The sequence below is a fragment of the Rhizobacter sp. AJA081-3 genome (assembly GCF_017795745.1).
GTDB lineage: Bacteria > Pseudomonadota > Gammaproteobacteria > Burkholderiales > Burkholderiaceae_C > Piscinibacter.
Window position 1 is genome coordinate 5,056,025 of sequence record NZ_CP059067.1, and the last position, 11,394, is coordinate 5,067,418.

Annotated in this window: 11 protein-coding genes; 6 read left to right on the top strand and 5 right to left on the bottom strand. The window is 69.7% G+C overall.

Annotated elements, in window-relative coordinates; translation table 11 throughout:
* Positions 1-29: 29 nt before the first annotated feature.
* Together HZ992_RS23890 and HZ992_RS23895 are read left to right on the top strand one after the other, a co-directional pair.
* Positions 30-917: an Fpg/Nei family DNA glycosylase gene (locus HZ992_RS23890; protein WP_209384326.1), complete on the top strand. Its 888-nt coding sequence runs from the start codon at positions 30-32 to the stop codon at positions 915-917.
* Between the two features lie 184 nt (positions 918-1,101).
* Positions 1,102-2,031, top strand: a complete 930-nt coding sequence (locus tag HZ992_RS23895) for a hypothetical protein (RefSeq protein WP_209384327.1) — start codon at positions 1,102-1,104, stop codon at positions 2,029-2,031.
* A 12-nt stretch (positions 2,032-2,043) separates the two neighbouring features.
* Here the strand turns inward: HZ992_RS23895 and HZ992_RS23900 are convergent, their stop codons facing one another.
* The 4 genes from HZ992_RS23900 to HZ992_RS23915 form a co-directional block, all read right to left on the bottom strand.
* Positions 2,044-2,646: a DJ-1/PfpI family protein gene (locus tag HZ992_RS23900; RefSeq protein ID WP_209384328.1), complete on the bottom strand. Its 603-nt coding sequence runs from the start codon at positions 2,644-2,646 to the stop codon at positions 2,044-2,046.
* Positions 2,647-2,658: 12 nt separating this feature from the next.
* A complete protein-coding gene (locus tag HZ992_RS23905) occupies positions 2,659-3,174 on the bottom strand; it encodes a Dps family protein (protein WP_209384329.1) in 516 nt (171 codons plus the stop codon).
* A gap of 98 nt (positions 3,175-3,272) precedes the next feature.
* Positions 3,273-5,504, bottom strand: a complete 2,232-nt coding sequence (gene katG / locus HZ992_RS23910; RefSeq protein ID WP_209384330.1) for a catalase/peroxidase HPI — start codon at positions 5,502-5,504, stop codon at positions 3,273-3,275.
* A gap of 132 nt (positions 5,505-5,636) precedes the next feature.
* Positions 5,637-6,560 carry a hydrogen peroxide-inducible genes activator gene (locus tag HZ992_RS23915; RefSeq protein ID WP_209384331.1) on the bottom strand — a complete coding sequence of 308 codons (924 nt, stop codon included), beginning with the start codon at positions 6,558-6,560 and terminating at the stop codon, positions 5,637-5,639.
* Between the two features lie 141 nt (positions 6,561-6,701).
* Between HZ992_RS23915 and HZ992_RS23920 the strand changes: the two genes are divergently transcribed.
* A complete protein-coding gene (locus tag HZ992_RS23920) occupies positions 6,702-7,265 on the top strand; it encodes a hypothetical protein (RefSeq protein WP_209384332.1) in 564 nt (187 codons plus the stop codon).
* A 10-nt stretch (positions 7,266-7,275) separates the two neighbouring features.
* Here HZ992_RS23920 and recG read toward each other — a convergent pair whose 3' ends face one another.
* Positions 7,276-9,345 (bottom strand): ATP-dependent DNA helicase RecG, encoded by a 2,070-nt coding sequence (gene recG, locus HZ992_RS23925; RefSeq protein WP_209384333.1) that lies wholly within the window; start codon positions 9,343-9,345, stop codon positions 7,276-7,278.
* Positions 9,346-9,520: 175 nt separating this feature from the next.
* Between recG and HZ992_RS26005 the strand changes: the two genes are divergently transcribed.
* The 3 genes from HZ992_RS26005 to HZ992_RS23935 all read left to right on the top strand — a co-directional run bounded on the left by HZ992_RS26005 (position 9,521) and on the right by HZ992_RS23935 (position 11,316).
* Positions 9,521-9,649 carry a hypothetical protein gene (locus HZ992_RS26005; RefSeq protein ID WP_256440734.1) on the top strand — a complete coding sequence of 43 codons (129 nt, stop codon included), beginning with the start codon at positions 9,521-9,523 and terminating at the stop codon, positions 9,647-9,649.
* Positions 9,650-9,717: 68 nt separating this feature from the next.
* The gene (gene queA / locus HZ992_RS23930; protein ID WP_209384334.1) at positions 9,718-10,794 is read left to right on the top strand and encodes a tRNA preQ1(34) S-adenosylmethionine ribosyltransferase-isomerase QueA; all 1,077 of its coding nucleotides are present in this window, start codon (positions 9,718-9,720) and stop codon (positions 10,792-10,794) included.
* A gap of 138 nt (positions 10,795-10,932) precedes the next feature.
* Positions 10,933-11,316: a c-type cytochrome gene (locus HZ992_RS23935; protein WP_209384335.1), complete on the top strand. Its 384-nt coding sequence runs from the start codon at positions 10,933-10,935 to the stop codon at positions 11,314-11,316.
* Positions 11,317-11,394 lie beyond the last annotated feature (78 nt).

An 11,394-nucleotide genomic window follows, 5' to 3' on the forward strand; every position in this document is an offset into this window, starting at 1 on the left:
CCCAGCCCGGGGCTGGCACACTGCGGCGCATGCCGGAACTGCCGGACATCACCGTCTACGTCGAGAGCCTGGCTGCCAAGTTGCGCGGCGCCACGCTGCAGCGTGTGCGCATCGCCAATCCCTTCGTGCTGCGCACCGCGCTGCCGCCGATCGGCAGCGCCGAGGGCCGGCACGTGACCGGCCTCGAGCGGCTCGGCAAGCGGGTGGTGATCGCGCTCGACGGCGATCTGTTCCTCGTCATCCACCTGATGATCGCCGGCCGGCTGCAGTGGCTGGCCGCCGGCGCCAAGCCGGCGAAATCGGCGCTGGCGTCCTTCGAGTTCGACGCCGGCACGCTGGCGCTCACCGAAGCCGGCACGAAACGCCGTGCCTCGCTGCACCTGCTGGCGGGCCGCGAGGCACTGGCCACGCAGGACCCCGGCGGCATTGACGTAATGAGCGCCGAGCCTGCCGCCTTCATGGCGCGGCTGCAGGCCGAGAACCACACGCTCAAGCGCGCGTTGACGAACCCGCGCCTGTTCAGCGGCATCGGCAACGCGTATTCCGACGAGATCCTGCACCGCGCGCGGCTGTCGCCTGTCACGTTGACGCGCTCGCTCGACGCCGACAACGCGACCCGCCTGCTCGCGGCGACGCAGGCCGTGATGCAGGAATGGACCGCCCGCCTGCGCGACGAGGCGCAGCGCCAGGGCGGCTGGCCGAAGCAGGTGACCGCCTTCCGCCCCGAGATGGCGGTGCATGGCCGCTACGGCCAGCCCTGCCCGGTGTGCGGCAGTCCGGTGCAACGCATCGTGCATGCCGACAACGAGACCAACTACTGTGCGCGCTGCCAGACCGGCGGCAAGCTGCTCGCCGACCGCGCCCTCTCGCGGCTGCTCAAGGCGAGCTGGCCGCGGCACATCGACGATATCGACTGAGCCCCAAGGCATTGGGGCAATGCCCCCAACTGGGCCACTACCCCCAATCGGCCAGGCTGGAGCGGGCGTCGGCGAAACCTGGAAATTCCCGTCGAATCAGGTACTTATGAATCGGCTCCGGTCGCCGATTCGCATGGCACGGCGGCTGCAACGGACTGATGCAGACCCCCCACCGGCCATCACCATGAACCATACGAAAACCGCCCTCGGCCTTGCCGCCCTGGCCCTCATGCTTTCCGCCTGCGGGGGCGGCGAAGCCGACTCCGCATCGACCACCCAGGCCTCGGCACGTCGTGCACAGGTGCTCAAGGGCGGTGGTGGTGGCGGCGGTGGCGGGGGTGGCGGCGGAACCGTCAGCCCCACGACATCGGTTCTGCCCACCACGCCGCCGGCGCCGGACATCCTGGTGCGCGAATCCTTCGGGCCGGGCCCCGACATCCAGCGTCCGGCCAGCGGGAAAGGCGTGCTGAAACCGACCTATGTGCACACCACCATTGGCGGCTTCTGGGTGGAGTACCCGGGCAGCAAGAACACCTCGTGGATCACGCCGGACGGCGACCAGACCTGGAAGTTCTGCGGCATCGGCGGCTACCTCGACCCGTACGAGCTGCCCTCGCCGCTGCAACCCGACGAGAGCACGCAGGGCTGCGTGTCGTCGGAGTGGTTCGACCTGGTCACGCAGTACCCCACCGCGCTGCTGCCATTCACGCCTCCGGCCACGCCCTATGCGGTGTCCATGGAGGGCTGGCCTTCGGTGGTGCCGGGGGCCTACGTCGCCATCGGCCTCACCGGCTCGAGCGCGACCCTGAGCAACTTCACCAGCGTCGGCCAGGTCTGGCTGGGCCTGCGTACGCAGGAAGCGATGGTCAGCGGCGCGCTGGTCTACGAACTGCGCACCAACGGCATGAACGGGGCCCTGCTGGCCAGCGGCGTGATCGACGACATGACCTGGAACCAGATGCTGCTGCGCTACGACCCGCGCGCCAAGGTGCTGAGCGCCAGCCTGAATGGCGTGTCGCTGGGCGAGTTCCCGCTGGACATGCCCGCGCCGCGCTACGCAGGCTTCGAGGGTGTGGGCATCCTCGACAACTTCGTCATCCGCCACGCGCCCTGAGGCCGAGCACGCTCAGCTGTCGAGGAACGGCTTGACGACGCCGAGCAGCCGCTCGACGTAGGCGTCCTTCTCGCCCACCGGCGCCACGTAGTGCAGCGCCTGCGTGGTGGCCTCCAGGCCGGCGCGCTTAGCCATCATCCAGGCGGCGAGGTATTGCGCGGAGAGGCAGCCGCCGGCGGTGGCGATCGGCCCGCGTGCATGGAAGGGCGCGTCGATGACGCGCACGCCGGCCTCCACCACCCAGGGCTTGGTGGTCAGGTCGGTGCAGGCCGGCAAGTCGGCGATCAGCCCCAGGCGCGCCAGCAGCAGCGTGCCTGAACACTGCGCGCCGATGAGCTGGCGCAGCGGGTCCAGTCGAAGGCGGTCGAGCAGCTTGCTGTTCTCGGCGATGGCGCGCGTGTAGATGCCGCTGCCGAAGATCACCGCATCGGCCTCGTTGGCGAACTCCAGCGAACGCTGCGCCTGCACGGTGACGCCGTTCATCGAGGTGACGTGCGAGGTCGGGCTCGCGATCTCGGCCTTCCAGCCCTGCGCGCCCAGCCGGTTGAGCATCCCGAGGGCGATGAAGGAATCGAGCTCGTTGAAGCCGTCGAAGGTCAGGATGGCGATGCGCACGGTGCCGCCCGCTCAGTCTTCGAGCAGGGAGCGCAGCATCCAGGCCGTCTGCTCGTGCACCGTCAGGCGCTGCGTGAGCAGGTCGGCCGTGGGCTCGTCGCCGGCGGCATCGGCCAGCGGGAAGATGCTGCGCGCCGTGCGCGCCACCGCCTCGTGGCCGTCGACGAGGATCTTCACCATCTCCATCGCCTTGGGCGGCTTGGCCGGCGCGTCCTTGATGGAAGCCAGGGCGCCGAATTGCGCGTAGGAGCCCGGTGCCGGCGAACCCAGCGAGCGGATGCGCTCGGCGATCGGGTCGACGGCCGTCCACAGCTCGGTGTACTGGGCCATGAACATCGCGTGCAGCGTGTTGAACATCGGCCCGGTGACGTTCCAGTGGAAGTTGTGCGTCGTCAGGTACAGCGTGTAGGTGTCGGCCAGCAGGCGCGAGAGTCCGCCGGCGATGGCCATGCGGTCCTTCTCGCTGATGCCGATGTTGATGGCGGGCCCGGACGGGGCCTTGACCTTCTTGCTGCTGTTCTTGGCCATGCGAACTCCGGAAGACTGGGTACGACCCCCGACACTGTAGCGAAGTGCCGGGGCCGCGGGTTGAGACAGATTCAGGCGATGCGCCGCGCGATGCGTGCTCAGGCCAGGTCGAAGCGGTCGAGGTTCATCACCTTGGTCCACGCCGCCACGAAATCGCGCACGAACGCCGTCTGCGCGTCGCTGGCCGCGTACACCTCCGCGATGGCCCGAAGTTGCGAATTCGAGCCGAAGACGAGATCGACGAGGGTGCCCGTCCACTTCAGCGCGCCGGTCGCCCTGTCGCGGCCCTCCAGCGCGCCTGCGGCGGTGGCGGATTTCTGCCAGGCCGTGTTCATGTCGAGCAGGTTGACGAAGAAGTCGTTCGTCAGCGTGCCGGGCCGCTCGGTGAAGACGCCATGCGGCGCCTGGCCGACGTTGGCGCCCAGCACGCGCAGGCCGCCGACCAGCACCGTCATCTCGGGCGCAGTCAGGGTCAGCAGCTGGGCCTTGTCCACCAGCAACTCGGCCGCCGATGCTTCGAGTCCGCGGCGGGCGTGGTTGCGGAAGCCGTCGGCAAGCGGCTCCAGCACGGCGAACGAGTCCACGTCGGTCTGTTCCTGCGAGGCGTCGGTTCGCCCTGGCGCGAAGGGCACTGTGACCTCGATGCCGGCCTTCCGGGCTGCGGCTTCGACGGCCGCGCCACCGGCCAGCACGATCAGGTCGGCCAGCGAGATCCGCTTGCCGCCAGCAGCCGAACTGTTGAACGCCTTCTGGATGGCCTCCAGCTTCGTCAGCACGGCGGCCAGTTCGGCCGGCTGATTCACCGCCCAGTCCTTCTGCGGCGCGAGGCGGATGCGCGCGCCGTTGGCGCCGCCGCGCTTGTCGCTGCAGCGGAACGTGGAGGCCGAGGCCCAGGCGGTCGAGACCCACTGCGAGACGCTCAAGTCGGATGCGAGCACCTGCGCCTTCAGCGCCGCGATGTCCTGCGCGTCGACCAGCGCATGATCGACCGCGGGCACCGGGTCCTGCCAGATCAGCGACTGCTGGGGCACCAGCTTGCCGAGGTAGCGGGCGCGCGGGCCCATGTCGCGGTGCGTCAGCTTGAACCAGGCGCGGGCGAAGGCGTCGGCGAAAGCCAGCGGGTCCTGGTGGAAGCGGCGCGCGATCTTCTCGTAGGCCGGGTCGAAGCGCAGCGACAGGTCGGCCGTGGTCATCATCGGCGGATGCTTCATCGACGGGTCGTGCGCGTCGGGGATCAGGTGCTCGGGCTTGCAGTCCTTCGGCGTCCACTGGTGCGCGCCGGCCGGGCTTTTCGTCAGTTCCCACTCGTAGCCGAACAGCATGTCGAAGTAGCCGTTGTCCCAGGTGGTGGGGTTCGGCTTCCAGGCGCCCTCGATGCCGCTGGTGGTGGTGTGCGCGCCCTTGCCGCTGCCGAAAGTGTTCTTCCAGCCCAGGCCCTGCTCCTCGATGGTGGCGCCTTCGGGCTCGGGGCCGACCAGCGTGGGGTCGCCTGCGCCGTGGGCCTTGCCGAAGGTGTGGCCGCCGGCGACCAGCGCGACGGTTTCTTCGTCGTCCATCGCCATGCGCGCGAAGGTCTCGCGCACGTCGCGGCCCGAGGCCACCGGGTCGGGGATGCCGTCCGGGCCTTCCGGGTTCACGTAGATCAGGCCCATCTGCACGGCGGCCAGCGGGTTGGCGAGCTCGCGCTGGCCCGAGTAGCGGCTGTTCGGCTCGCTGCTGCTGGCGAGCCACTTCATCTCGGTGCCCCAGTTGACATCCTCCTCGGGTTCCCAGATGTCCGGCCGGCCGCCGGCGAAGCCGAAGGTCTTGAAGCCCATGGACTCCAGCGCGACGTTGCCGGTCAGGATCATCAGGTCGGCCCAGGACAGCTTGCGGCCGTATTTCTGCTTGATCGGCCAGAGCAGCCGGCGGGCCTTGTCGAGGTTGCCGTTGTCGGGCCAGCTGTTCAGCGGCGCGAAACGCTGCGAGCCGCTGCCGGCGCCGCCGCGGCCGTCGGCGATGCGGTAGGTGCCGGCGCTGTGCCAGGCCATGCGGATGAACAGGCCGCCATAGTGGCCCCAGTCGGCCGGCCACCAGTCCTGCGAATCCGTCATGAGGGCGTGCAGATCGGCCACCACGGCGTCGAGATCGAGCGACTTGAACGCCTGGGCGTAGTCGAAGTCGGCGCCCATCGGGTTGGACTTCGCCGAGTGCTGGTGCAGGATGGACAGGTCAAGTTGCTCGGGCCACCAGTCGCGGTTGCTGCGGCGACCGGCCTTGGCCTGGCTCGGCACGGTGCCGGCAAACGGGCATCCGGCGGCGGCAGGGGCTTGAGGGGTTGAGTGCGTCATCGTGACTCCTGGAAGGCGTTGAGAGCGGATGCGGCCACTCTAGGAATCACGGCGCCATCGGTCAAAGCAATTGACTTTAATGAGGCGATAGCCGAAGACAATATGGCCGGGACAGGCGGCCGACGCTCCGGTTCAACCGGTCAGCCGCTTCACGCCCGGCAATTCGCAGGCGTAGATGGCGTTGCGCAATGCCGCGATCGCCTCGTAGCGCGTGAAGGTGCGCCGCCACGCGAGCACCACGCGGCGCGTGGGCACCGGTGCGCTGAACTTCACGTAGCGCACGTGCAGCTGCAGCTCCTTGGGCACGCTGAGCTGCGGCACCACGGTGACGCCCATGCCCGAGGCGACCATGTACTTGATCGTCTCCAGCGAGCTGCCCTCGAAGCTCTTGCGGATGCCCTCGGCGTCGCTGGAAAAACGCGCGTACTCCGGGCAGACCTCGAGCACGTGGTCGCGGAAGCAGTGGCCGGTACCGAGCAGCAGCATGGTCTCGTTCTTCAGCTCCTCGGCGGTGATGCTCTTGCGCTTGGCCAGCGGGTGGTTCTTCGGCACCGCGGCCATGAAGGGCTCGTCGTACAGCGGCGCCACCGCCAGGCCGGTGTCGGGGAATGGCTCGGCCATGATCGCCGCGTCGAGGTCGCCGGTGCGCAGCATCTCGAGCAGCTTGGCGGTGAAGTTCTCCTGGATGATCAGCGGCATCTGCGGCACGCGCTCGATGGCCTGCTTGACCAGGTCGGGCAGCAGGTAGGGCCCGATCGTGTAGATGATGCCCAGGCGCAGCGGGCCCGAGATCGGGTCCTTGCCGCGCTTGGCGATCTCCTTGATCGAGGCCGCCTGCTCGATCACCGACTGCGCCTGGCGCACGATCTCGTCGCCCAGCGGCGTGACGCTGACCTCGCTGGCGCCGCGCTCGAAGATCTTCACGTCGAGCTCTTCCTCGAGCTTCTTGATCGCCACGCTGAGCGTGGGCTGCGACACGAAGCAGGCCTCGGCGGCACGCCCGAAGTGCTTCTCGCGGGCGACCGCCACGATGTAGCGGAGTTCGGTGAGGGTCATGGCGGCAAGTATCGCAGCGCCGCGCATCGCCCGCCGCGACGCGTGGCATCGCGCTTCGATACCGGCGCGCTTGCGCCTTGCGGGCGCCGCGTGGCCCGCGGATTCTTCGCTGGCGGCATGTGCCGCGTCACCCGAGAACGCATGAACACCCACTCGCCCCGGACTGCCTCACGCCTTGCCCTGCTCGCGGCCTGCGCCGCCGCCCTCGCCGGGCTCAGTGCCTGCTATGTCGTGCCCATCGATCCGCGTACCGGGCAAGCCTATCCGCCGCACGGGTTGCATGCGGCGCGCGAACCGGCCAGCGTCACCGTCGTCACGCCGCCCGCGCCCAGTGCGCCGCCGCAGCCCGGCCTGCTCAGCGTGCGCCTGTACCCGCTCAATCCGCAGGCCAACCAGGGCGGCATGCTCACCGCCATCGTCGTCGACAGTCACACCGGCCGCGGCAGCTTCACGCTGGCCTACCTGGGCGACACACTGCAGGGAGAGGCGACTCGCGTGGACGCGAACTACGCCGCCTTCGGCCGCCTGCACAACGAGGTGCTGGGCAGCGCGGCACGCAACTTCAGCGGCCGCCGCGGCATCGCCAATGCCTTCGGCAGCAAGGGCGTGAACGTGCAGTGCGAGTACCTGATCAGCGGGCCGACGCTGGGCACTGGCGTGTGCCTGTTCTCCGACGGGGCGAAGTACCAGATGCACTTCGGATGAACCGAGCGCCTCAGGCCTTCAGGTAGTCGGTCTTCGAACCCAGCCAGCGCATCACGTGGCGCTCGGCGGCCTGCGGATGCTTCGCCAGCAGCGCCGTGGCGCTCTGGCGGGCCAGATGCACCAGCGGTTCGTCGAGCGCCAGGTCCGCAAAGCGCAGCAGCGGCGCGCCGGATTGCCGCGCGCCGAAGAACTCGCCCGGCCCGCGGATGTCGAGGTCGCGCCGGGCGATCTCGAAGCCGTCGTTCGTCTCCATCATCGCCTTCAGGCGCGACTTCGCCGTCTCCGACAGCGGCGAGCTGTACAGCAGCACGCACACGCTGGCCACCGCGCCGCGGCCGACGCGCCCGCGCAGCTGGTGCAGCTGGCTGAGGCCGAAACGTTCGGCATGCTCGATGACCATCAGCGAGGCATTGGGCACGTCCACGCCGACCTCGATCACCGTGGTCGAGACCAGCACGCCCATCTGCCCCGAGGTGAAGAGCGACATCACCGCCGCCTTCTCCGCCGCCGGCATGCGGCCGTGCAGCAGGCCGATCATCTGGCCCGGTAGTGCCTCGCACAGCTGCTGGTGCGTGGCGGTGGCGTTCTGCAGGTCCAGCGTTTCCGATTCCTCGATCAGCGGGCAGACCCAGTAGACCTGCCGGCCCAGCGCCACCTCGCCGCGGATGCGCGCGACCACCGCGTCGCGCTTGTCGTCGGCGAACAGCTTGGTGACGACCGGCGTGCGGCCCGGCGGCAGCTCGTCGATGGTGCTGATGTCGAGGTCGGCGAACAGCGTCATTGCCAGCGTGCGCGGGATCGGCGTGGCCGACATCATCAGCGTGTGCGGCTCCAGCGGGCCTTCGGCCAACTTGCTTCTGAGTGCGAGGCGCTGCTGCACGCCGAAGCGGTGCTGCTCGTCGATGATCGCCAGCCCCAGGCGCGCGAACTCCACCTGGTCCTGGATCACCGCGTGCGTGCCCACCACCAGTGCCGCCTCGCCCGAGGCCACCTGCGCGAGCATCTCGCGGCGACCCTTGCCCTTGCGGCTGCCGGTCAGCCAGGCCACCGTGATGCCCAGCGGCGCGAGCCAGCCGACCAGCTTGCGCAGGTGCTGCTCGGCGAGGATCTCGGTGGGCGCCATCAGCGCGCACTGCCAGCCCTGCTGGATGGCCACTGCCGCGGCGAGTGCGGCCACCACGGTCTTGCCCGAGCCGACGTCGCCTTGCAGCAGCCTGTGCATCGGCGTTTCACGGGCGAGGTCACGCGCGATCTCCTCGACGACGCGGCGCTGCGCCTCGGTCAGGGAAAAGGGCAAGGCGGCGAGCAGCTTCTCCTGCAGGCCGCCGGGCTGCAGCGCGAAGGCGGGGGCGCGCTGCCGCTCGCGCTCCTGCTTGGCCTTGAGCTGCGAGAGCTGCTGCGCGAGCAGCTCCTCGAACTTCAGGCGCTGCCAGGCCGGGTGGCTGTGGTCCTCCAGCGTCTCGACGCTGACGTCGGGCGCCGGGTGGTGCAGGAAATCCAGCGCCTCGCGCAGGCTCATCATGCCGGCCGGCACGCTGCCCGGCGGCAGCTGTTCGGACAAGTCCGCGCGCGACAGCCCCGAGGCGACGACCTTGCGCAGGTAGGCCTGCGGCAGCTGCGCGGTGGTCGGGTAGACCGGCGTGAGCGCGCGGGCCAGCGGCGTCGCCTCGTCCACCGCCTTGAAGGCCGGATGCACCATCTCCAACCCGAAGAAGCCGCCGCGCGCCTCGCCGCGCACGCGCACCCGCGCGCCTTCGGCCAGCGCCTTCTGGTGCGAGGGATAGAAGTTCAGGAAGCGCAGCACCAGGTCGTCGCTGCTCTCGCCCGAGGCGTCGTGGATCTTCACCACCAGCTGGCGCCGCGGGCGGAACTGCACGCGGCTGTCGGTCACCACGCCCTCGACCTGCGCCACGTCGCCGTCGCGAAGCGAGGCGATGGACACGAGCTTCGTCTCGTCCTCGTAGCGCAGCGGCAGGTGCAGCGCGAGGTCGATATCGCGCACCAAGCCGAGCTTCTCGAGCGCGCGTTGCGGCGCGCTCTTGGGCTTGTTCTCCATCGATGGGGACGCGGCCTCGACCATGGGCGGATTCTCGCCGCTGCGACGGGCGCTGCCGGCAGCGTGACATCTGCCCGCGGGCCGTCGCGCCGGCAGAGCGCCCGGCCCCACAAGTACGCAACTGCATGTCACGGGCCCTTGCGCACGCGATGGGCTGGCATAGCATCGCGCCCTGTCATCTTCAACCGCGTCCCTCTTCATGCACTTCGTCGCCCGCGTGGCCCTCGTTCTCGTCATCGTCGCCGTGGTCAGCGCGCTGGTGGCCCTGGCCTGGGATCGTTCGGAGCGCGCGGCGACACAGCCCGCGGTGCGCGTCGGGCCGAACTGAGCCGCGGAACCGGGCGCGTCCCGGCATGGCACCATCGCGGCCTCTCAGCACAGGCCGGTACAGCCTCCATGCCCTCTTCCAAGTCCTCCTGGACGCTCGGCGACTTCGACTTCGAACTCCCGCCCGAGCTGATCGCCCAGCACCCCGCCCCTGAACGCAGCGCCTCGCGGCTGCTCGATGCCACCGGTGCCTCGCCGGTGGACCGCGTGTTCCGTGAACTGCCCGGCCTGCTCAACCCCGGCGACCTGCTGGTCTTCAACGACACCCGCGTGATCAAGGCACGGTTGCTCGGCGCCAAGGCCAGCGGCGGCGCGGTCGAGGCGCTGGTCGAGCGCGTGCTGCCTGGCAACGAGGTGCTGGCGCACCTGCGCGCGAGCAAGTCGCCCAAGCCGGGCAGCGCGGTGCGATTCGCCAGCGGCGATGCGGCCTCGTCGTTCGAGGCCGAGGTGCTCGGCCGCGGCGGCGCCGACAGCTCGCTGTTCCACCTGCGCTTTCCCGGCGAACCGCTGGCGCTGCTGGAACGCCACGGCCACGTGCCGCTGCCGCCCTACATCACCCATGCCGACAGCGCCGAGGACGAGCGCCGCTACCAGACCGTGTTCGCGAAGCACCCCGGCGCGGTGGCGGCACCCACGGCAGCGCTGCACTTCGACGAGGCCGTGCTGGCCGCGCTGCGCGAGCGCGGCATCGCCAGCGCCAGCGTGACGCTGCACGTGGGCGCCGGCACCTTCCAGCCGGTGCGCACCGAGAATCTCGCCGAGCACCGCATGCACAGCGAATGGTTCGAGGTCGCTCAGGCCACCGTCGACGCGGTCGAACGCACCCACGCCGCAGGCCGGCGCGTGGTGGCCGTGGGCACGACCACACTGCGAGCGCTGGAGTCGGCCGCGCTGCCCGGCGCGCTGAAGGCCGGTGCGCGCGACACCGACATCTTCATCACGCCGGGCTTCGAGTTCCGCGTCGTCGACCGGCTGGTGACCAACTTCCACCTGCCACGCAGCACCTTGATGATGCTGGTCAGCGCCTTTGCCGGGCATGACAAGGTGATGGCGCTGTACCGCCACGCCATCCAGGAGCGTTATCGCTTCTTCAGCTACGGCGACGCGATGCTGCTCGATCGCGGCGCAGCCTGTGCTCCGCCTTGACACAGGGCGTGGCGCGCTCGCGCCGGCGCATGCTCCACTCTGGCAATACACCCGGCTCAGTTGACTGCCGTCAAACTTGACCAGGCCGGCCTTCCTAGGATGGATCGCAGACAACCGATCCCATCCAGGAGAACCACGATGCTCAACAAGAGCTTGTTCACGCTCGCGCTCGTCGCCGCACCCGCACTCGCCGCGGCCGCGGGCCACGACGAGGCCATGACGCAACTGGCGCGCAATGCCGGCTGCCTGACCTGCCACCAGGTCGAGCCCGGCGGCAAGGGCCCCGACGGCCTGCCGCCGATCGGCCCGGCCTGGCGCGACGTCGCTGCCAAGTACCAGGGCCAGAAGGGCGCCGCCGCCGCGCTGACCGTCACCGTGATGAAGGGTTCCAACCCCTACGAGAGCCACTGGAAGGGCAAGGTCAGCGGCCTGGCGATGCCGCCGAACGCCGTGGCGATCAAGGAGGCCGATGCGAAGAAGCTGGTCGGCTGGATCCTCGCGCTGGAGGTGCCCCGGAAGTAGCCGTCGCGGGACCGGCTTTTCGGGCGATCGCCACGGGCGTTGCCCGGTACTCTGGGCGGTATGTTCCGTATTCCGCCC

Bases quoted from the DNA above. Each gene is read 5' to 3' on its own strand.
- recG (WP_209384333.1), bottom strand. From the start codon at position 9,345: ATGGTCGAGGCCGCGTCCCCATCGATGGAGAACAAGCCCAAGAGCGCG.
- HZ992_RS23915 (WP_209384331.1), bottom strand. From the start codon at position 6,560: ATGACCCTCACCGAACTCCGCTACATCGTGGCGGTCGCCCGCGAGAAG.
- HZ992_RS23890 (WP_209384326.1), top strand. From the start codon at position 30: ATGCCGGAACTGCCGGACATCACCGTCTACGTCGAGAGCCTGGCTGCC.
- katG (WP_209384330.1), bottom strand. From the start codon at position 5,504: ATGACGCACTCAACCCCTCAAGCCCCTGCCGCCGCCGGATGCCCGTTT.
- queA (WP_209384334.1), top strand. From the start codon at position 9,718: ATGCCCTCTTCCAAGTCCTCCTGGACGCTCGGCGACTTCGACTTCGAA.
- HZ992_RS23920 (WP_209384332.1), top strand. From the start codon at position 6,702: ATGAACACCCACTCGCCCCGGACTGCCTCACGCCTTGCCCTGCTCGCG.
- HZ992_RS23905 (WP_209384329.1), bottom strand. From the start codon at position 3,174: ATGGCCAAGAACAGCAGCAAGAAGGTCAAGGCCCCGTCCGGGCCCGCC.
- HZ992_RS23895 (WP_209384327.1), top strand. From the start codon at position 1,102: ATGAACCATACGAAAACCGCCCTCGGCCTTGCCGCCCTGGCCCTCATG.
- HZ992_RS23935 (WP_209384335.1), top strand. From the start codon at position 10,933: ATGCTCAACAAGAGCTTGTTCACGCTCGCGCTCGTCGCCGCACCCGCA.
- HZ992_RS26005 (WP_256440734.1), top strand. From the start codon at position 9,521: ATGCACTTCGTCGCCCGCGTGGCCCTCGTTCTCGTCATCGTCGCCGTG.